Source organism: Desnuesiella massiliensis, from assembly GCF_001403615.1.
GTDB lineage: Bacteria > Bacillota > Clostridia > Clostridiales > Clostridiaceae > Desnuesiella > Desnuesiella massiliensis.
This window is the reverse complement of record NZ_LN879451.1, coordinates 132,030-152,436: the sequence shown is the minus strand read 5'-3', so window position 1 is coordinate 152,436 and position 20,407 is coordinate 132,030. Positions and strand designations below refer to the sequence as shown.

At 33.5% G+C, this 20,407-nt stretch carries 21 protein-coding genes; 18 read left to right on the top strand and 3 right to left on the bottom strand.

Annotated elements, in window-relative coordinates; all coding sequences use genetic code 11:
* Nucleotides 1-30: 30 nt before the first annotated feature.
* The 12 genes from BN2665_RS01410 to BN2665_RS27255 all read left to right on the top strand — a co-directional run bounded on the left by BN2665_RS01410 (nucleotide 31) and on the right by BN2665_RS27255 (nucleotide 12,109).
* Nucleotides 31-2,268, top strand: a complete 2,238-nt coding sequence (locus tag BN2665_RS01410; RefSeq protein ID WP_242865879.1) for an ATP-binding protein — start codon at nucleotides 31-33, stop codon at nucleotides 2,266-2,268.
* Between the two features lie 212 nt (nucleotides 2,269-2,480).
* Nucleotides 2,481-3,779, top strand: coding sequence for a CitMHS family transporter (locus BN2665_RS01405; protein ID WP_082435755.1), 1,299 nt, complete (start codon nucleotides 2,481-2,483; stop codon nucleotides 3,777-3,779).
* Nucleotides 3,780-3,944: 165 nt separating this feature from the next.
* Complete coding sequence (locus tag BN2665_RS01400) at nucleotides 3,945-4,628, top strand: GntR family transcriptional regulator (protein WP_055665329.1); 684 nt, start codon at nucleotides 3,945-3,947, stop codon at nucleotides 4,626-4,628.
* 11 nt (nucleotides 4,629-4,639) lie between these two features.
* On the top strand, nucleotides 4,640-5,518 hold the full coding sequence (citG, locus tag BN2665_RS01395; protein ID WP_055665328.1) for a triphosphoribosyl-dephospho-CoA synthase CitG: 879 nt from the start codon (nucleotides 4,640-4,642) through the stop codon (nucleotides 5,516-5,518).
* Between the two features lie 214 nt (nucleotides 5,519-5,732).
* Nucleotides 5,733-6,032, top strand: coding sequence for a citrate lyase acyl carrier protein (gene citD / locus BN2665_RS01390; RefSeq protein ID WP_055665327.1), 300 nt, complete (start codon nucleotides 5,733-5,735; stop codon nucleotides 6,030-6,032).
* Complete coding sequence (gene citE / locus BN2665_RS01385) at nucleotides 6,032-6,919, top strand: citrate (pro-3S)-lyase subunit beta (protein ID WP_055665326.1); 888 nt, start codon at nucleotides 6,032-6,034, stop codon at nucleotides 6,917-6,919. The genes citD and citE overlap by 1 nt, the downstream gene beginning before the upstream one ends.
* 1 nt (nucleotide 6,920) lies before the next feature.
* Nucleotides 6,921-8,453 carry a citrate lyase subunit alpha gene (gene citF / locus BN2665_RS01380; protein WP_055665325.1) on the top strand — a complete coding sequence of 511 codons (1,533 nt, stop codon included), beginning with the start codon at nucleotides 6,921-6,923 and terminating at the stop codon, nucleotides 8,451-8,453.
* Between the two features lie 69 nt (nucleotides 8,454-8,522).
* A complete protein-coding gene (locus tag BN2665_RS01375) occupies nucleotides 8,523-9,926 on the top strand; it encodes an oxaloacetate decarboxylase subunit alpha (protein ID WP_154674837.1) in 1,404 nt (467 codons plus the stop codon).
* Nucleotides 9,927-9,945: 19 nt separating this feature from the next.
* Nucleotides 9,946-10,149 (top strand): hypothetical protein, encoded by a 204-nt coding sequence (locus BN2665_RS01370; protein ID WP_055665324.1) that lies wholly within the window; start codon nucleotides 9,946-9,948, stop codon nucleotides 10,147-10,149.
* A 60-nt stretch (nucleotides 10,150-10,209) separates the two neighbouring features.
* The gene (locus BN2665_RS01365) at nucleotides 10,210-10,587 is read left to right on the top strand and encodes a biotin/lipoyl-containing protein (RefSeq protein ID WP_055665323.1); all 378 of its coding nucleotides are present in this window, start codon (nucleotides 10,210-10,212) and stop codon (nucleotides 10,585-10,587) included.
* A gap of 28 nt (nucleotides 10,588-10,615) precedes the next feature.
* Nucleotides 10,616-11,740: a sodium ion-translocating decarboxylase subunit beta gene (locus BN2665_RS01360; RefSeq protein ID WP_055665322.1), complete on the top strand. Its 1,125-nt coding sequence runs from the start codon at nucleotides 10,616-10,618 to the stop codon at nucleotides 11,738-11,740.
* A gap of 216 nt (nucleotides 11,741-11,956) precedes the next feature.
* Nucleotides 11,957-12,109, top strand: a complete 153-nt coding sequence (locus BN2665_RS27255) for an OadG-related small transporter subunit (protein ID WP_195892642.1) — start codon at nucleotides 11,957-11,959, stop codon at nucleotides 12,107-12,109.
* 129 nt (nucleotides 12,110-12,238) lie between these two features.
* On the opposite strand, the gene BN2665_RS01355 is transcribed toward BN2665_RS27255, so the two are convergent.
* Together BN2665_RS01355 and BN2665_RS01350 are read right to left on the bottom strand one after the other, a co-directional pair.
* Nucleotides 12,239-12,424 carry a hypothetical protein gene (locus tag BN2665_RS01355; protein ID WP_055665321.1) on the bottom strand — a complete coding sequence of 62 codons (186 nt, stop codon included), beginning with the start codon at nucleotides 12,422-12,424 and terminating at the stop codon, nucleotides 12,239-12,241.
* A 45-nt stretch (nucleotides 12,425-12,469) separates the two neighbouring features.
* The gene (locus tag BN2665_RS01350) at nucleotides 12,470-12,712 is read right to left on the bottom strand and encodes a hypothetical protein (RefSeq protein ID WP_055665320.1); all 243 of its coding nucleotides are present in this window, start codon (nucleotides 12,710-12,712) and stop codon (nucleotides 12,470-12,472) included.
* A gap of 135 nt (nucleotides 12,713-12,847) precedes the next feature.
* On the opposite strand from BN2665_RS01350, the gene BN2665_RS01345 reads away from it, so the two are divergent.
* From BN2665_RS01345 to BN2665_RS01320, 6 genes are all read left to right on the top strand, one after another.
* The gene (locus BN2665_RS01345) at nucleotides 12,848-13,423 is read left to right on the top strand and encodes a nucleoside recognition domain-containing protein (protein ID WP_055665319.1); all 576 of its coding nucleotides are present in this window, start codon (nucleotides 12,848-12,850) and stop codon (nucleotides 13,421-13,423) included.
* Nucleotides 13,424-13,436: 13 nt separating this feature from the next.
* Nucleotides 13,437-13,973, top strand: coding sequence for a spore maturation protein (locus tag BN2665_RS01340; protein ID WP_055665318.1), 537 nt, complete (start codon nucleotides 13,437-13,439; stop codon nucleotides 13,971-13,973).
* A gap of 301 nt (nucleotides 13,974-14,274) precedes the next feature.
* A complete protein-coding gene (locus tag BN2665_RS01335; RefSeq protein WP_055665317.1) occupies nucleotides 14,275-15,000 on the top strand; it encodes an ABC transporter ATP-binding protein in 726 nt (241 codons plus the stop codon).
* Nucleotides 14,993-16,657, top strand: coding sequence for a putative ABC transporter permease subunit (locus BN2665_RS01330; protein WP_055665316.1), 1,665 nt, complete (start codon nucleotides 14,993-14,995; stop codon nucleotides 16,655-16,657). Before BN2665_RS01335 ends, BN2665_RS01330 begins: the two co-directional genes overlap by 8 nt.
* A gap of 81 nt (nucleotides 16,658-16,738) precedes the next feature.
* Complete coding sequence (locus BN2665_RS01325) at nucleotides 16,739-16,987, top strand: hypothetical protein (protein ID WP_055665315.1); 249 nt, start codon at nucleotides 16,739-16,741, stop codon at nucleotides 16,985-16,987.
* A 204-nt stretch (nucleotides 16,988-17,191) separates the two neighbouring features.
* Entirely contained in the window at nucleotides 17,192-18,907 is a 1,716-nt protein-coding gene (locus BN2665_RS01320) for a methyl-accepting chemotaxis protein (RefSeq protein ID WP_055665314.1), read from the top strand.
* A 35-nt stretch (nucleotides 18,908-18,942) separates the two neighbouring features.
* Here BN2665_RS01320 and BN2665_RS01315 read toward each other — a convergent pair whose 3' ends face one another.
* Nucleotides 18,943-20,286: an MATE family efflux transporter gene (locus BN2665_RS01315; protein ID WP_055665313.1), complete on the bottom strand. Its 1,344-nt coding sequence runs from the start codon at nucleotides 20,284-20,286 to the stop codon at nucleotides 18,943-18,945.
* Nucleotides 20,287-20,407: the final 121 nt, after the last annotated feature.

Below are 20,407 nucleotides of genomic sequence, written 5' to 3'. Positions count from 1 at the left end.
ATAGTTCATTTTGAGAAAGGTGGAGCATATTTGACAAGTTCTATTATAAATAAATTAAAGGAAAAATTCCTTTCTAAAAAAGTAATAGCTAGAGTAATTATATTTATAACTTTTATAGCTATTTTAAGTATTCTTATATATATCACCTACGATGAATATAGGAACAGAGTGGTAGTACAGCAGCAGAAGGAAATGCTCAGTATTTCTAAATCCATGTCTAGAAGTATAGAGTTGTTTATCAATGACATCACAGAGAGTATAAAGGTTATTACCTTGGACAAAGATTTTAGTAAAGAAATTCCACATAATAATGATATCATCAATGATAAGCTAAAAGCCTATTATGAATCAAAATCACAGGTTATTGAGGGTGTATTTCTTTATGATAAAAATGCCAATATGATAGTACAGTATCCTAAAGATAAGACTAATATTGATGATAGGATACAATCAGAGATTAATATGGTGGTTGCTACAAAAAAGTCTTTTGTGGGCAAAGAATATTTTGATAAGAGCAAAAGCAGCTTTAAATTAAACATATATGAACCAGTTTTTCAGGGAGAGGCTATTAGTGGTGTAATATCTGTAGTTATAAATCTTAATACTATTTACGACAGATTAATCGCTCCTATCCAAGTCGGGGAAAAGGGCTATACTATGGTAAAGGATCAGTACGGTATTATACTAATGCATCCTGTAAAGGAACAGATAGGGATAAATGTTATAGAAACCAGGAAGCAAATGCATCCAGATCTAGACTTTGAGGAGCTTGAGGACTTAATTAAAAATCAGCTTACAGGCAAGGAAGGCACTGCAATTTACTACTCGTACTGGTGGGGAGATAATGTGCTTAAAAAAGCGAGGAAATTAAGTGCTTATACCCCTGTTAAACTAGGAAATTATTTTTGGGTTATAGCTTTAACCATGTCCTATGATGAAATTCAAGCACCTATAAATAGATTCTTAGGCATAGTTATGGGGATAGCGGCATTAATTACACTAATAATATTTATGTTTGCATTGCAGCTGATTAAAATGAAGAAGAATAGGGAAAAGCTTGAGGAGGAAACGAAATATTTAAAAATGCTAAATGAGGCTTCGGAAAAGCTTAGGAAAAAAGAAGCAGAGCTATATCATTCTCATAAATTGAAAATGATTGGTACCTTGGCTGGAGGTATCGCTCATGATATCAATAATCTGTTAACTCCCATCCTTGGATATTCAGAACTGCTTATGACCAGTATGCCTAAAAATAGCGAGTATTATGAGGATGTAGAGGAAATATTTAATGCTTCCAAAAAAGGAAAGGATTTAGTTGAACAGGTATTAGTTTTTAGCAGAAAAGATAATGGAATGGTTAAAATAGAGTCAATAAATATCAACGATGTACTAAAGCAAACTATAAAGCTATTAAAAGTTATATTGCCAAAAAAAGTAATAATCAAGGAAAATATTAAAGAAAATTGTGGATATATAAGAGCTAATTTTACTCAAATTCATCAAATTATATTCAACCTGTGCACCAATGCTTATCAGGCAATAAAAGGAAAAGAAGGGGTTATTGATGTAACCTTAAATGCTATTGATGGATTAAAGGCTAATGAAATCAATGAAAAACTATTGAAAGAGAGAAAATATGTAGAGCTAAGTATAAAGGATACAGGCTGTGGCATGGATGAAGAAACAAAGTCAAGAATCTTTGATCCTTTTTTCACCACAAAAACCATAGGAGAAGGTACGGGCTTAGGACTCTTTGTAGTACAAAGTGTCATCGATAAATATGAGGGAGTAATTACTGTTGAAAGTGAAATAGGAGTAGGAAGCTGTTTTAAGGTATATCTTCCCTTAATTGAAGAGGAGGATTTTAGTGTAAATAGTAAAGATAATAAAGGAAAAATATTAAAAAATAAAAAAAGAATATTAATAGTGGACGATAATGAGAAAATAGTAAAGATGCTGAAGAAGGGCCTAGAGCCTATGGGCTGGGAAGTGTGTATTGAGACTAGCGCCTTAAGGGCCCTAAAGCTGCTTTATTCAGAGCAAAAAAGTTTTGACTTAGTTATAACAGACTATATAATGCCGGATATCAAAGGAGGAGAACTAGCCAAGCAGATAAAGACTATAAGAGAGGATATAAAAGTCATTCTCATAACTGGTTATGTGGATGAGAGTCAAAAGGATGTAAATAATCTAGAATTTATAGATGCCTATGTTTCTAAACCTATAGAGATAGGCAAACTTTCTGAGATAATAAAAAATATGATATAGAGAACACTAATTCATTAACAAATTGATTATTTTTAAGATTATTTTAAGAATATATTAAACCTATTTTAAGATTATCAAAAATAAATATATTTTTTTAATAAATCGTTAAAAATTTGTTGAATACCATAGTCTATTTTAATATAATCATAATAAGTAAGCTGGCTTTCTTAAAAATATTAAAAACGTTTTCTAAGAAATCGGAGGTATATATTATGTTAGCTATTTTAGGCTATGGAATTGTAATTACTTTTATGTTATTAATTATGACAAAACGTATGACAGCCTTTACATCTCTTATCATAGTACCCATAGTGTTTGCGCTTATCGGCGGTTTTGGATCAAACATTGGTAAATTTGCACTTACAGGTGTTAAGGGAGTAGCACCAACGGCAGTTATGTTGCTTTTTGCAATCCTTTACTTTGGCATTATGATTAATGTTGGGTTATTTGACCCACTTTCAAAAGCAATCATAAAGTTTGTAAAAGGGGATCCTCTAAAGGTTCTGATTGGAACAGCAATATTGGCAGCGGTGGTATCTGTAGACGGCGATGGTTCAACTACAACTATGATTGTTTGTTCAGCTTTATTACCTGTATACAAGAAATTAAAAATTAAACCACTTTATTTAGCTACAATAATAATAATGCAAAATTCTATAATGAATCTTTTACCTTGGGGAGGTCCAACTGCTCGTATAATGTCAGCCTTAAAAATTGAGGGTGGAGATATTTTACGTCCCCTAGTTCCAGGTATGATAATTTCTATAATTTATGTTATAGGTGTAGCATATTATCTTGGACTAAAAGAACGTAAGAGATTAGGAATAATAAATATTGATAATGAAGTTTTAAATGAAATGTCTGCTACTTTAGATCCAGAAGAATTAGCACTTAAAAGACCTAAGCTTATTTGGATTAACTTTGCTTTAACTATATTAGTTATGGTTACATTAATCCTAGGCAAGCTTCCAGCAGCAATAATATTTGAGGTAGGTACAGCCTTAGCTCTTATAATAAATTATCCTAAATTAAAAACACAAAGACAACTTATAGAAAATCATGCTGGAAATGCTATACAGGTCGTAGTAATGGTGCTTGCGGCGGGAGTATTTATGGGGATATTAACTGAAACAAAGATGGCGGAAGCTATTGCACTAAACTTAGCTTCTATAGTGCCAAAATCCTTTGGTTCTCACTGGACATTAGTTACAGCTATTATTAGTATACCAGGTACTTTCTTCTTATCTAATGATGCATTTTATTTTGGAGTGCTTCCTGTACTTGCTGAAACTGGAGCTGCTTATGGCTTTACTCCACTACAAATTGGTATAGCATCTACAATGGGACAAGCATTCCACTTATTAAGTCCACTTGTTGCCTTCATATACCTTCTATTACAAATAACAGAAGTAGATATGGGAGAATGGCAAAAACATGCGGCTAAATGGTCTATTGGAACCTTTATAATCTTTGTATTAGCTGCAGCTCTTACAGGGGTTATGCCACTATAAAACTTTATATCACCTTTTTCTATAATTGTATTACTAGAATAAAAAAGTTCCTTTGGGGACTTTTTTATTCTATGTTTTAAAATAAGTCGATTTTTTATATATTTTTGGTTAAAATCTAAATAAGAATATAAAATTAACCCTTCAGTAAGGAAAAGGAGTTTTTTTATGATAGATTATATGGATGAACTTGTTAAGAACACTAATTTTAACCAAAGTAAACCCATAAGGGATGTAGTATACGAAAGCTTAAGGAAAACCATAATAAGTGGGGTAATTCCTGTAGGGGAAAGAATAGTTGAAAAGGAATATGCAGAAAGATTGAATATTAGCAGAACCCCTGTTAGAGAAGCATTGAGAAGGTTAGAGCTTGAGGAATTAGTAGAATATTTACCTAGGACTGGAGTAGTAGTAAAAAGAATTTCTATAGAAGATGTGATTGAAATCTATAAGATAAGACATAATCTAGAAGTACTAGCCACTACTAGTGCTATGGAGAATATAACGGAACAAGAGATAAGAGAAATAGAGGAGCTGCTTGATTTAACTGAAAAGAAGAATAAAGAAGGTAATGTGGAGGAGGTAGTTAAGTTATTCGGAGTATTTAATTCAAAAATATATGAAGCTAGTAGAATGAGGAGGCTTGCCAGCATGATTAGCAAGCTTAATGAGTATCTTCAAAGATTTAGAAATATTTCCATAGCGGAAAATGAGAGAAGAGAAAAGGCTTTAAGAGAGCATAGAGAGATTTTAAAAGCAATAAAAGAAAAAAACAAAGAGGATATCGATGACATAATTAAAAGACATCTGGATTATTCTCTGGAGATTGTTATGTCAGAAATAAAAGATTAGGGGGAAAAAGCTTGAAGGCAAAAGAAGAAATTGCTCACTACATTGCTTCTATGGCTCAGCGAGCTATATTATATGAGGTAAGCACTACACCTAAACCAGGGTTAGTTGACCGGGAAAATTCTGGTGCGCATAAGGACATGGATTTTTTTACATTCATGGCTAGCAGTTCTTCATTATATAGAGGAATGTATCAGTGCGCTTTAGAAGGATTTTCTTTTGAAGATGAGGATAAGAGAGAACTTTTAAATATCATAAGGAAGCCTGGCATTGAATGCGAAAAGGAGATGTTCAAGGCTACTGATGGGATAAATACTCATAAGGGAATAATTTTCTCCTTAGGTATTCTCTCAGCAGTAGTAGGAAGTTTATATAGAAAACATGGTTTTAATTATTTTTCTTCAGAAGAAATTTGTGAAGAAGTAAAAAAGATATCTGAGGATTTGTCAATAAAAGATTTTAGAAACATTAATGATAAAGAAGTATTGACTCATGGAGAAAGGCTTTATAAGCAATATGGATTTAAGGGGATACGAGGAGAGGTAGAGAGTGGATTCTATACTGTAAGAAAAAGCGCAGTAGGATTATTAAGGCAATGGCAGGTAGAAAAGGTAAGCTCCTTAAACGATTTGTTTTTAGAAATTTTGATGCATCTTATGGCCTATAGTGAAGATACTAATGTAATCATTCGAGGTGGAGTGGAGAGCTTAGAATATGTTAAAGCGATTTCAAAGGATTTTTTAAAGGCTGGTGGAATGAAACAAGTTGATGCAAAGGAAAAACTGAATATAATGAATTCTGATTTTATAGCAAGAAATATAAGCCCAGGCGGGTCTGCGGACCTTTTGGCTGTTACTATCTTTCTAGGAATGGCAGAAGGAATCATAAAATAGAGATTAGGAATAACCTGAGTGTGTTATTCCTTTTTTTCATATTTAAGAAGCTTTATTGAAGTTTATATATACAAAAAAGAACACCAAAAGTACACAAAAAAACACTGAAAAAACTTGGGTATCACTATAGTCACCCTTATAATTAAGGTAAAATAAGAAATATTTAAAGAGGCCTAGAAAATATTAGGGGACACATTAACCGGAGGTGAAGAAAATGAAAATAATAAATAACTCCATAGCTGGAACTTTAGAATCTAGCGATATTCAAATAATAATTGAACCAAAAGAAGAAGCGGGAATAGAAATTGAATTAAAGAGCAGTGTAGAAAAGCAATTTGGTAAGCAAATAAGAAGAGTTATTAAAGAAACCTTAGAAGATTTAGGTGTAGATAATGTGAGAGTAATTGCTGCGGATAAGGGAGCATTGGATTGCACCATAAAGGCTAGAGTTCAATGTGCGGCCTATAGGGCAGCTGGAATTAAGGAGAATTATGTTTGGGAGGTAATTGACTAATGGAACGTTTAAGAAGGACTATGATGTTTGTTCCAGGAAGTAATCCAGGTATGATTAAGGATGCTTACATTTACGGGGCAGATTCCTTAATGTTTGACTTGGAGGATGCTGTGGCCGTAACTGAAAAGGATTCCGCTAGGTTTTTAGTTTATAACGCTATAAAGACTATAGATTATGGTGATAAGGAATTAGTTGTAAGAATAAATGGATTAGATACTCCTTTTGGTAAGGATGATATTGAGGCCATGGTTAGAGCTGGGGTTCATGTAATCAGATTACCTAAAACTGAAAGAAAAGAAGATATATTAGCTGTAGAAGCAGTGATTGAAGAAGTGGAAAGAAAAATAGGACGTGAAGTAGGAAGCACTAAAATGATGGCAGCTGTAGAGAGCCCTATTGGAGTAATAAATGCCTATGAAATTGCTACATCAAGTTCAAGACTTATAGGAATAGCTTTAGGAGCAGAGGATTATGTAACTAACCTTAAAACTAAGAGATATTCAGATGGCTTGGAGCTACTAGGAGCTAGAACTCAAATTGTTATAGCTGCAAGAGCTGCTGGTATTTACGCACTAGATACAGTATATTCTGATGTGGATAACGAGGAAGGCTTTAGAAGAGAAGTAGAGCTCATTAAACAGCTTGGTTTTGATGGAAAGTCTGTTATTAACCCTAGACAAATCAATCCAGTACATGAGATTTATGCGCCTACTGCTGAGGAAATAAAGAAATCTATAAGTATTATAAGAGCAGCAAAAGAAGCAGAAGAAAAAGGTTTAGGAGTAATATCCTTAAATGGCAAGATGATTGATAAACCTATTGTAGATAGAGCGGATAGAGTATTGCAATTAGCAAGTGCTGTAGGCTTATACAAGGAGGAAAAGTAAGATGAAAAATAGTATAGGCAGAGAGATTCCAGATGAAATCATAAAAGGAAGAAGGCTTTATGAAGGCCCTTTTTCAATGGAGGAAGAAATTTTAAAAACTACTCCAACCATTAAAGCAGTTAAGCCAGGAGATAAAAAGCTATTACGTAATATTGAAGAAGCTGTTTTAAAAAGTGGCTTAGAGGATGGGATGACAATCTCCTTTCACCATCATTTCAGAGAAGGTGACTATATTCTAAATATGGTATTGGATGTTATTGCAAAGCTAGGTATCAAGGATCTGACTTTAGCTTCTAGCTCTTTAGGCAGTGTTCATAAACCACTGATTGAACATATTAAAAATGGTGTAATTACCAAAATCACAACTAGCGGCTTAAGAGGAGCCTTAGCAGAGGAAATATCCAATGGATTAATGAAAGAACCAGTAATTATAAGATCTCATGGGGGAAGAGCTAGAGCGGTAGAGGCTGGAGATATAAAGGTAGATGTAGCTTTTCTCGGTGCACCTTCCTGTGATGAATATGGTAATGCTAGCGGCACAAGAGGTATTGCTAATTGTGGTTCTCTAGGCTATGCCAGAGTTGATGCTCAGTATGCTAATAAGGTTATTGTAATCACAGACTGTTTAGTAGATTTTCCTAATATGCCTGCAAGCATACCACAAACCTATGTGGACTATGTGGTAAAGATAGATAAAATAGGGGATCCTGCTGGAATAGCTTCTGGAGCTACAAGATACACTAAGAATCCAAAGGAGCTATTGATTGCAGAATATGCAAGCAAGGTAATAATAGAGTCAGGATATTTTAAAGATGGATTTTCCTTTCAAACAGGAACAGGTGGATCTTCACTAGCAGTAAGCAGATTTATAAGAAATGAAATGATAAAGCAAGGAATAAAAGCAAGTTTTGCCTTAGGTGGAATAACTAAGCCTATGGTTGAGATGCATGAAGAGGGTTTAATAAAGCATATTTTTGATGTACAGGGCTTTGATTTAAGTGCGGTGGAGTCTATCGGCAAAAATCCAATGCACCATGAAATAGATGCTTCCTTCTATGCTAATCCTCATAACAAAGGGTGTATAGCAAATAAACTAGATGTGGTTGTATTATCGGCACTAGAGATAGATACAAATTTTAATGTAAATGTTATGACAGGTTCAGATGGGGTTTTAAGAGGAGCCTCAGGTGGGCATTGTGATACAGCAGCTTGTGCAAAGCTAACAGTTATTGTTTCTCCACTTATAAGAGGAAGAATACCTTGTGTAGTTGATTCAGTGAATACTGTTATCACACCTGGCGAAAGTATAGATGTTTTGGTTACGGATGTAGGAGTTTCTGTGAATCCGAAAAGAACGGATTTAATTGAAAGATTTAAGGAGCTAAGCATACCAGTATATACTATTGAAGAATTAAAGGAAAAGGCAATAAGTATCGTAGGTCATGCAGAGGAAATAGAATATGAGGACCAAGTAGTTGCCATTGTAGAGTATAGAGATGGAAGCATCATAGATGTAGTAAGAAAAGTAAAATAGAATTACTTTAAGGGTGCATAAGGATCAATGCTTATGCACCTAATGAGAAACACGAGGAGGAATATAACAGTGAATCCAATAAAAATAACAGAAACAGCGCTTAGAGATGGTCATCAGTCTCTTATTGCTACCAGATTAAAAACAGAAGAGATATTGCCTATATTAGAAAAGATGGACAGAGTTGGATATCACGCTTTGGAGGTTTGGGGAGGCGCTACCTTTGATGCATGTCTTCGTTTTTTAAATGAAGATCCTTGGGAAAGATTGAGGGAAATTCGTAAGGTTGTTAAAAATACTAAATTGCAGATGCTATTAAGGGGACAAAATCTTTTAGGATATAAGCATTATGCAGATGATGTAGTAGAAGCTTTCATTAAAAAGTCTGTAGAAAACGGAATAGATATAATAAGAGTTTTCGATGCTCTAAACGATACTAGAAATTTAGAAACCTCAATTAGAGCAATAAAAGCTGCCGGAGCCCACTGTCAATGCGCTATAAGCTACACTACAAGCAAGGTTCATACTATAGATTACTATGTAAAATTATCAAAATACATGGAAGATCTAGGGGCAGACTCAATCTGTATAAAGGACATGGCTGGTATATTAACTCCAAATTCAGCTTATGAGCTTATAAAAAGATTAAAGGAAACAGTGAGTATTCCTTTGGATTTACATACTCATAGTACCAGCGGAATTGCATCCATGACCTATTTAAAAGCAGCCGAGGCGGGAGTGGATATAATTGACACGGCTATTTCACCTTTTGCAGAGGGAACTTCACAGCCATCTACAGAATCCATGGTTCTTACCCTAATGGAAGGTGAACGTAATCCAAGGCTAAACACAGAGTTATTAGGGGAAATTGCCGATTATTTTAAACCTATAAAAGATAAATACAGAGAAAATGGCATATTAAACCCTAAAGTTATGGATGTAGAACCTAAGACTATAACCTATCAAGTGCCAGGAGGAATGCTTTCAAATCTTTTATCCCAGTTAAAAACACAAAGAGCTGAAGATAAGTATGAAGCAGTGCTTAGGGAAATACCTAGAGTTAGAGAAGACTTAGGATTTCCTCCATTAGTTACCCCCTTAAGTCAGATGGTGGGAACCCAAGCGGTATTTAATATATTAGCTGGTGAAAGATATAAAATGGTACCTAAAGAGATAAAGGAATATGTAAGAGGACTTTATGGAAGTTCGCCAGCACCAATTAATGAAGAAGTAAAGAAAAAAATAATTGGTGATCAAGAGGTTATCACTGTAAGACCAGCAGACTTGCTAGAACCTGAGATTGAAAAAAACAAGGCTGAGATTGGAGAACTTGCCACCTCATTAGAAGATGTGCTTTCTTATATAGTATTTCCTCAAGTGGCAAAGAAATTCTTTGAGGATAGACTAAAGCCTCAAACTGGTGGTAGCACAAAGGAAACCGAGGAAACAGTACATTATATTACTGTAACCATGTAGAAATAAGGTGGTGAAATTATTGGCAATATCAGATTTTTTTAAGAGACTTTTTGGAAAAGAACAGCAATCAGAAAATACAATAGAAGAGCCTATAGTACAAAATGCTAAATACGAAATAGATGAAGAAGATAGAATAATAATAGCCTTGGCTGCCTCTATTATGGCAGGAAAGGATAAGCCTAATTCTCACTTCCATATTTCAAAAATTACAAGGATACAATAGAAACATTAGATTATAAATGCATTTAAATGAAACAATCAGTATAGGAAGGTGTTAATAAAGATGAAAAAATATGTGATAAAGCTAAATGGTAAGGTCTATGAAGTAGAAATGGAGGAAGTGACTGGAGAAGCCGCTGCCACTGCTAAAGGAAGCAATAGCGCTCCTGCTGTTAATAAAGCGCCGCAAACTGCAACTGCCCAGGCACCAGTAGCTCAAGCCTCTGGCGGAGAAACCGTAGAAGCTCCAATGCCAGGAAATATAGTAGGCGTCCTTGTGAAAGTAGGAGATCAAGTTAAAAAAGATCAAGTTCTAGTGGTATTAGAAGCTATGAAAATGGAGAATGAAATAGTATCACCTATAGATGGAAAGGTTCTTTCTGTAGGAGTAACAAAGGGACAAACTGTAAATCCTGGAGAGGTTCTTGTTCAGATAGGATAAATTTAATAAAAGTACAGGAGGAAAATACATGGAAATATTAATCCAAGGAATTATGTCTATTTCTTATAAACAAATTATTATGTGGGTAGTAGGTGGTGTTCTTATTTACCTTGCTATAAAAAAGGAATACGAACCTGCGTTGTTATTACCCATGGGCTTTGGTGCGATTTTAGTTAACTTCCCTAGTACCGGTGTACTGACTCAAATTATAGGAAATACTAAGGTTGAGGGGATACTAGATTTTTTATTTTTAGGTGGTATAACCACAGAGTTATTTCCGCTGCTAATATTTATAGGTATAGGAGCCATGATAGACTTCGGACCATTGCTTCAAAATCCATTCATGCTCTTGTTCGGTGCTGCAGCGCAGTTTGGTATATTCTTTACTATATGTGTGGCAGGTTTATTTGGAGGATTTGATATCAGAGAGGCTGCTTCCATAGGTATAATAGGTGCCGCAGACGGTCCTACCTCCATATTTGTAACAAGTCAGCTGGCTTACCACCTCTTGGGGCCTGTAACTATAGCGGCCTATTCCTATATGGCACTGGTGCCGATAATACAGCCTTTTGCTATAAAGCTTGTTACTACTAAAAAAGAGCGTATGATAAGAATGAAATATAAAGCAGAAAATGTATCAAAAACTACTAAAATACTTTTCCCAATAATAATTACTATAGTAGCAGGGCTAATAGCCCCAGTCTCTCTTCCTCTTATAGGCTTCCTTATGTTTGGAAATCTTTTAAGAGAGTGTGGAGTTCTTGATAGATTATCTAATGCAGCTCAAAATGAGCTAGTTAATATAGTTACTATTCTACTAGGAATAACCATTGCTACAAAGATGACAGCAGAGGAGTTCATACAATTTAAAACTCTTTTAATTATAGCTTTTGGACTAGTAGCCTTCATCTTCGATACCATTGGTGGTGTACTGTTTGCTAAGTTCATTAACCTTTTCAGGAAGGAAAAGATTAATCCAATGATAGGAGCGGCAGGTATATCAGCTTTCCCAATGTCTGCAAGGGTAATACAAAAGATGGCTCAAAAGGAGGATCCGCAAAACTTCGTTTTGATGTATGCTGTAGGAGCTAACGTAGCTGGTCAAATAGCTTCAGTTATAGCTGGTGGACTTCTTCTTGCATTCTTTGCATAGCACTTGTATCTATCAATGTTGTTAAGGCATCGTAAAAAAATAACTAGTTAAAGATGCGAATTATATTTTGCGTAAGACAAGGACACGGGTTCCATTAATAGTGGGGCTATTAGTGGGTTCTGTGGACGCAGTATTACGCAAAATAGACGAGTAGACTGACTAGTTATTTTTTTGGAGATGCCTAAAGTAAATCACTTATGGAGAGGATGTGTTCACATGAATCTATTTGAAAATTTAAGCAGAAATCTTCCAACCTTTTTTCAGGGCTTTGAGCTTATGGGCTTTGGAATGGCAGGGATTTTTATAGTTCTTCTATTGATATTTGCATCAATAAAAGTTTTAATTAAGGTATTCCCAGAAAAAAAATAAAGAATATTTAATAAGATTATCATGGACGATTATATAAATAGAAAGACCTATTTAGTTAGATTAATAACTAAATAGGTCTTTTATACTTCTTATTATATAAGCTGCAAAATCTAAGATTGTTATTGTACCTTATATAATTCCCTCAGTTTTTAGAATATCTTCTATCTGTTGAACTTTTTCTGATAAGGTCATGAATTTTTTCTTAATTTCTTCATTTGTCAAAGTTGATTCGTTAATACATTTTTCCATAGCTTCTACAGTAGAAAGTGCATCATCAATATCTTTTTGAGCCAGCTTTATTTTGTTGTCATCCATTATAAAATCTCCTTCGCATCTTTGACTAGTTATTTTTTACGATGCCTAATTTAGTTTTCTTAATATATTTTTATGGTTTTTAAGCTCTATAAAAGGAGCTGTAAACATAAAAGAACGTTCATGTCCACAATTTGAACAAGTACATTCACAAACATCAAAAGGAATTTCATCTATAAGTACTATTTCCAAGTCCTCTGCAAAATATTCTCCACCGCAAACTTCGCAGGGAGTTTGATTAATAATACCATATTCGCTTTCTATATATTTCATAATATCACGTATGGTCATCCTAAATCCCCCTAAACGTAACGTATCTCCAAAATAAATGTTAACACTCATAATAAACAATTTCAATAAGAAAAGGATAAAAACACAGTTTTTTTCATATATATGTATAGATTATATACTGCCTGGAGGTTATTTATGATAAATTACATATGGTTTGCCATGATATTCATAGGAATTATTTTAGGATTAGTAAATGGACAAGGTGATATTATTTCTAAAGGTATTGTAGCTTCAGCGGGAGATACTGTGCAATTAGTTTTAGGGCTTGCAGGGTTAATGTGCCTTTGGTGTGGAATTATGAAAATTGCTGAAAGAAGTGGCTTAACTGAGAAAATAGCTTTAGCCTTAAGGCCTATTTTAAAAATATTGTTTAAGGAGGGAGCTAAGGATGAGAAGGTTATGGGGGCGGTAGTGATGAATTTAACTGCTAATATGATGGGGCTATCCAATGCGGCAACCCCATTTGGAATAAAGGCCATGGAGGAAATGCAGAGAATAAATAGAGAAAAGGATAAGGCTAGTAATGACATGGCGCTTTTTCTTGTTATGAATGCTGCCTGTATTCAATTTGTACCTACCACGGTGCTATCTATCAGAGCGGCCTTGAACTCTCAAAATCCTGGAATAATCATAATTCCAGCCATAATATCTACAGCTACAGCAGCTTTTGTAGGTATAATTGCCTGTAAAATTTTACAAAAATATTTTTGATTAAGGAGTATTTATGAGAGAATTAGTTCAATATCTTATAAAAGCGATAATACCATTGATAATACTTACTATAGTTATTTATGGTATGGCTAAAAAGGTTAAAGTATATGAATGCTTTATTGAGGGGGCAAAGGATGGACTTTCTATATGCTTAAGAATATTTCCCTATTTATTAGCCATGCTCGTAGCAGTAAGAGTTTTTAGGGATTCTAAAGCACTGGATTTTCTTACAAATAGCCTAAGACCCATAGTATCTTTATTAGGTATACCAAAGGAAATAGTACCCTTATTGCTTATAAAACCACTGTCAGGTAGTGGAGCTATGGGTGTTTTTACGGAAACTCTAAAGCAATTTGGGGTAGATAGCTATATTGGATTAATAGCTTCTGTAATAATGGGATCTACAGAAACTATATTTTATACATTGACAGTTTACTATGGGGCGGTGGGAATAAAAAAGATAAGGCATACCTTATGGGCAGCTATATTGGCTGATATAACTGCGGCTATAATGGCAGTAACCTTAGTTAGATTATGGATTTTAAAATAAGTATTAGCATCAATGAGGGCATATAGTGTTTTCATTGATGTTTTTTTATTTAAGGCTAATTTAAGAATTAATTAATGTTATTTTAAGGATAAAGAGATATAATAAAAGGTCAAAGGAAATATAAAGTGAAGTATATGTTTACCAGGAAGAGATAAACAAAGTAAAGCTATGAAATCACATAAGATAATCAGATCAAACGCTTAAAATGATATTTAATAACTCTTTTTAACGTAAAATTAAAGTTGTTAAAGGATATAAGAATAAATATAATTAAATTAGTTCTTAATAAGGGGGAAATACTATGATAGAAATAAGTAATGTAACAAAAAGCTATAATAACATTAGCAATGCTGTAGAGAATCTTAATCTAACCATTAACGATGGAGAGATATTTGGCTTTTTAGGACCCAATGGTGCTGGTAAAACCACTACTATAAAGATGATTACAGGCATTATAGCTCAGGACAAGGGAGAAATAAAAATAAATGGTATAAACACTAAGGAGAGGCCTATTGAGTCAAAGAAACAATTTGCCTTCGTTCCAGATAGTCCTGATATGTTTTTAAGATTAAAAGGCTTAGAATATATAAACTTTATGGCAGATATCTATGAAGTACCTAAGGCTATCAGAAAAGATAGAATTGAAAAGCTAGCAGAGAGATTTGATATGGCTAGTGCTTTAGGCGATAAGATTCAAACCTATTCCCATGGTATGAGACAAAAGATTGTAATCATGGGAGCTCTTATTCACGATCCTTCTGTTTGGATACTAGATGAACCACTAACAGGGCTAGATCCTAAATCATCCTTTGTACTAAAGGAAATGATGAAGGAGCATGCTAACAGTGGGAAAACCGTATTTTTCTCTACTCACGTGCTAGAGGTTGCAGAAAAGCTATGTGATAGAGTAGCTATTATAAATAAAGGAAAGATATTATTCTGTGGAACCCTAGAGGAAATGAAAGATCACTTTAAAGAAAATAGCTCCTTAGAAAATATGTTTTTGGAGATGACAGAAAATGAGTAAGATAATATCACTGGTAAAAGTATTTTTAAAAAATGGAGGAGAAAGCTTAGGCGGTAAAAAAGGCAAGAAGTTTGCTGGATTTGCTATGATCATTTTCCTCGCCGCCATATTTATTTTGTCTTTAGGGGTTCCTTTAGGGCTATTTATTTCAGAAGCTTATGATATGCTAGCTATGATGCAGCAACAAGGTGTAATCTTAGGCTTTGGTATGGTTATGGTTAGTTTGGTAGTATTTGTATTTGGTATACTTTATGTTTTAACTACCTTTTATTTTGCAAAGGACATAGAAAGTCTACTGCCTCTACCATTAAAGTCGCACGAAATATTGACAGGTAAGTTTATCGCTGTACTGGTTTATGAATATTTAACTGAGTTAGTAGTTTTAGCACCAATTATCATTGTATATGGAGCTAAGAGCAGTGCAGGAGCATTATATTATATATACTCTATAATTGTGTTCTTACTATTACCGGTTTTACCTTTGGTGGTTGCAGCTATTATTAATATGGTAATAATGAGATTTACAAACTTAGGTAAGCATAAGGATGCCTTTAGAGTAGTAGGTGGACTTTTAGCTATGTTCAGTGGTATCGGCATAAACATCATGATGCAAAGAGTTGGAAGAAATATGACCAATGAACAAGAGCTTATGAAATTACTATCTAGCGGAGATAATTCTTTAATAGGCATAGTATCCAATATGTTTCCTTCTTCTAAGTTTTCAGCTTTTGCTTTAGCCTCCTCTGATTTAGGAAAGGCTAGCCTAAACCTATTGATATTTTTAGCTATAACAGCTGCAGCCTTCATAATATTTATGATTGTAGGAAATATTCTTTACTTTAAGGGCGTAATAGGAATGTCTGAATCCTTTGCAAGACGTAAGAAGCTAGGAGAACAAGAATTAGATAAAAGTACGGTGCAAAATTCAGCAATAAAAACGTATATATTAAAGGAACTAAGAGTTTTATTTAGGACACCAGCTTATCTAATAAATTGTGTTATAATAAATTTCTTGTGGCCCATATTCTTTTTAATACCATTATTAGCAGAGAGAGACTTACTTCCTAAGATACTTAGTTTCTCTTCAAAGATATATAATAATGATACAGCGGGTATAGTTATATGTATAGCTTTTGCAATTATGATATTTATATCTAGCTCTAATTCTATAACTTCTACGGCCATATCAAGAGAAGGTCAAAATATCTTTGTAAGTAAATATATACCTATGAGATATAGAGATCAAATATTTGCAAAGGTAATGGCAGGATTTTTAATTAGCATTGCTTCTGCTACTCTATTTATTCTACTACTATCGATAGTGACCAAAGCTCCTATAATGATGGCATTAGTGCTATTTATAGTTTCTGCCCTAGCTATTTTATTTACAAGTTTATTGGGTATAATAGTAGACCTAAGAAAACCAAAATTAAACTGGGATGATGAAAATAAAGCTGTTAAACAAAATTTTAACTCTTTTATAGCTATGATGCTATGCATGGCTATAGCAGGAGGAACAGTATACTTAACTATAAAATTTAAACCTACTTTGTGGATGGCTTTTGGAGTTATAGCTTTAGTGGGTGTGCTTTTAAATTCAATTTTAGTATACTTTGTAAGTACTAAAGGTGAAAAAATGTATAAGAGAATACAATAAAATTTATATTTTACGAAACCTTTATAGGGTTTAATACGTCTAATATAGTAAAAGGGTTTATGGGAGGGATTTAAAAGGGTTATGCAAAACTCTGTTTTAGAAATGAAAGAAAAGGCAAATATAGAAGAATCAAAAAAAGATGCACTATATGAAGAAAATAAAAGTATAGCTCTTGGCATATGCTTTGGATCAGGCATAGGTATATTTCTAGGAGCCTTGTTAGGCAATGTGGTCTTAGGCTTAAGCGCTGGAGGAAGTTTAGGAGTTGTAGTAGCCTTAATATTACAAGTTAAAAAAAACATGGATAAGACATCTTCAAAAAATAAATAGTTAATATATCTGTGTAAAGCTTAATAGGATATCCTGTTAAGCTTCTTTACTTTTAAGCTTTACTAGTATTAGTAGAGCTATGAGTTTTCAAGTAAACTTATGTTAACATTAAATAACATTAGCTTAACTAAATAATAAAATGCCTCATGTTACAATAATATTGGATAGGGAAATTATTACTTATTTATGCAAAGGAGTATATATATGAGGCGTTTTAACAATTTTAAGATATCACAAAGGCTTATAGTGTCTTTCTTAGCTATATCCTTATTGATACCTTTAGTAGGTACAATTGGATTATCCAGCATGCAAAGGATAAATAAAAATGCAACAGCTATATATACTAATAATATGGCAAAATTGGACAAGGTTAAGTCCATAAATGCAAAATTACTTTTAATAAAATCAGATATCTTATCTATTATCTATGATAGTGATAAAAGTAATACTAAAAGTATTAAGGAAGACTTAACTAACAATATGGAAGTTTGCCATAAATTAATGAAAGAATATCAGGAAGTAAATGATTTTGGTAATGAGGATTTAGAATTATTTGAAACCTTTAAGGTAGACTTTGAACAGTATGAACAATCCATAAGTGAAATATTAGATAGAGTGGATAACGGCTTTTATAGTGCTGCAGAGTTGGTTATGGTGGAGAACAATAGATTAAGAGAAAAGATGCTCACGAAAATGGAAAAATTTTTGGAGCATAATATGAAAGATGTAGAAAGTGCTAACAAAGAGAATTCTCTTATTTATAAAAGTTCTTTTACAATAATGTCTATAATAATATTAGTAGGTATTTCTGTAGCTATAATGTTAAGCCTAATTATATCTATGGCTATAGCTAAACAGTTAAAAAAGGTGTTAGAGGTGGCAAAATCTATAGGAAGAGGGGATTTAACTAAAAGCATAGATATAAAATCTAGAGATGAAATTGGGGAACTATCTCAGGCTTTGAATGAGGCAGTAAATAATACTAGAATGCTAATAAATGAAGTAGCTATGAGTTCTGCAACTATAGCAACCACCAGCTCTCAGGTAACTAATACTATTGAAAGTATATCTTCTGAAATGAGAAATGTAAATGAGTCTACCAAATATATATCAGAGGGGACAAAAAACTTAAGTGGTACTGTAGAGAATATAAATAATACCATAAGCTCTATAGTGCTGACCACCAATGAATTGGCTGCAAAGGCGCAGGAAGGCGAAAGTGCCTCCATGGAGATCCAGAAAAGAGCAGTGAATATAAAGGATAAAGGATTAAGCGCCATGGAGTTGTCTCAAGTCATATATAAGGATAAGATGGAAAAAATATATGAAGCTATAGAAAAAGGGAAGGTTGTTAAGCAGATCTATACAATGTTAGAAACCGTAAATAACATAGCGGCACAAACTAACTTGCTGGCACTGAATGCTTCTATTGAAGCTGCTAGGGCTGGAGAACATGGAAGAGGTTTTACGGTAGTGGCAGATGAAATAAGAAAATTAGCTGAACAGTCTTCAGCCTCTGTTTTGAATATAAAATCAGTGATAAACGATGTATACACTGCTTTTAATAACTTGAGCGTTAATTCTAAGGATATATTAGGATTTATTGAGGGAAATGTTAAAAGAGATCATGAGTTGCTACTGGAAACGGCAGAGAAGTATGAAGATGACGCCAAATACATTCATAACATGTCTCAAAATATATCTGAGGCTGCAATATTGATGTTAAATTCTATAAGAAAAGTAAGTGACTCTGTTGAAAATGTACTGGTTATTACTCAGCAATCTGCAAAAAACTCGGAAGAAATACTATCTAGTGTGGAGGATACTGGAAACTCTATTGACTATGCTGCTAAAGAAATTCAAAATCAACAACAATTAGTAATATTAATGAATGGCATGGTTCAGAGATTTAACATATAAAAAGGTCAAGCCCTTAAATTATTAAGGGCTTGATCTTATTTTAGATGCCTAAAGTATTTTTTAAATAGTATAAATATTAAAGTTCCATCAAACAACCATTGTAGGGATGTAATAATCCATACCCATATCACAGATAGTTTTAATACATAGATGACATAAATCATTAGCGGCAATCTAATGCACCAGCTAGAAATTAAAGATATTATAAATGGAGTTTTAGTATTTCCAGCTCCTTTTAAGGCGCCTCCAGCAATCATGGAAATTCCCATGAAGGGTTGTTCAATAGAGGCTACCATAAGGCATAGGGCTCCTAGTTGAATTACAGAATGCTCTGATGAATTTATAAAAAGTCTTATTAGCCCTCTAGGAAAGCTCAAAAATAATAAGGAGCAAATAAACATAAGGGCAGTACCTAATATTATAGAAGTGTAAGCATATTCCTTAGCTTCCTTAAACTTTTTCTCCCCTATTTTGTGACCCACCAAAGCTGTAGCAGCCACCGCAAAACCAGATCCAGGCATAAAGGAGATGGATTCAATAGTAGTGGTGATTTGATTGGCTGCAAAGGCTATAGTTCCCATGCTTACAATCATAAAGTTGCTTAATAACCTACTTATGCTAAAGGCAGCCTCTTGCATAGAGGAAGGTATAAATAGTTTAGAAAAATCTTTTATCATAGTTAAATTAAAATCTTTTATATATTTTAATCTAAGTTTTAGCTTTGACTTAAATACAACATATAATGCAATGAATATAAATCCGGAAATTTGGGCTATGGTAGTAGCTATGGCAGCTCCAGCTACCCCTAACTCAGGAAAGTTAAATTTACCAAAGATCAATGCATAATCTAAAGGTATATTGATGATGTTAACTAAGATGGAGGCCATTAAAGGTGTTTTTGTATTTCCGTAGCCTCTTAACAAGGCATTTAACATATTCATCAGCATATTAAAAAATATACCTATGGAAGCTATTTTAGTATAAATGCTTCCTAACATTACCACATTATTATCAGCACCAACTAAGGTTAATATTTTTTTATTCATAAAAAACAATATTAAAAAGAAGATTAGGGATATAATTGATCCTATTAAGAATCCTAGAGTTGCGTATTCTTCCGCTAGGTCATATTCCTTAGCACCATACTTTCTTGCTACTAAAGAAGTTATACCCACAGACACCCCTATAGCAATAAATATATTTGAAAAACTATACATAATTTCTGAGCTTAAACCTACACTACTAACAGCAATATTACCTCCATATTGACCTACCATCATAGTATCAAATACCCAAATCATCATATAGAGTATCATTTCTCCTACAGCAGGTAAGGCTATTTTGAATACTGCCTTTGTAGTTTTTTTATTTAATAACATAATCCACCTCAATAAAAAAATTACAGCATATTTTCCTATATGCATATACACATAAAATCTTAAAACATTTTAGTAAATAAAGCAAGTTGAACAGACTTGAAACTGTTGCTTTTCAAGATGT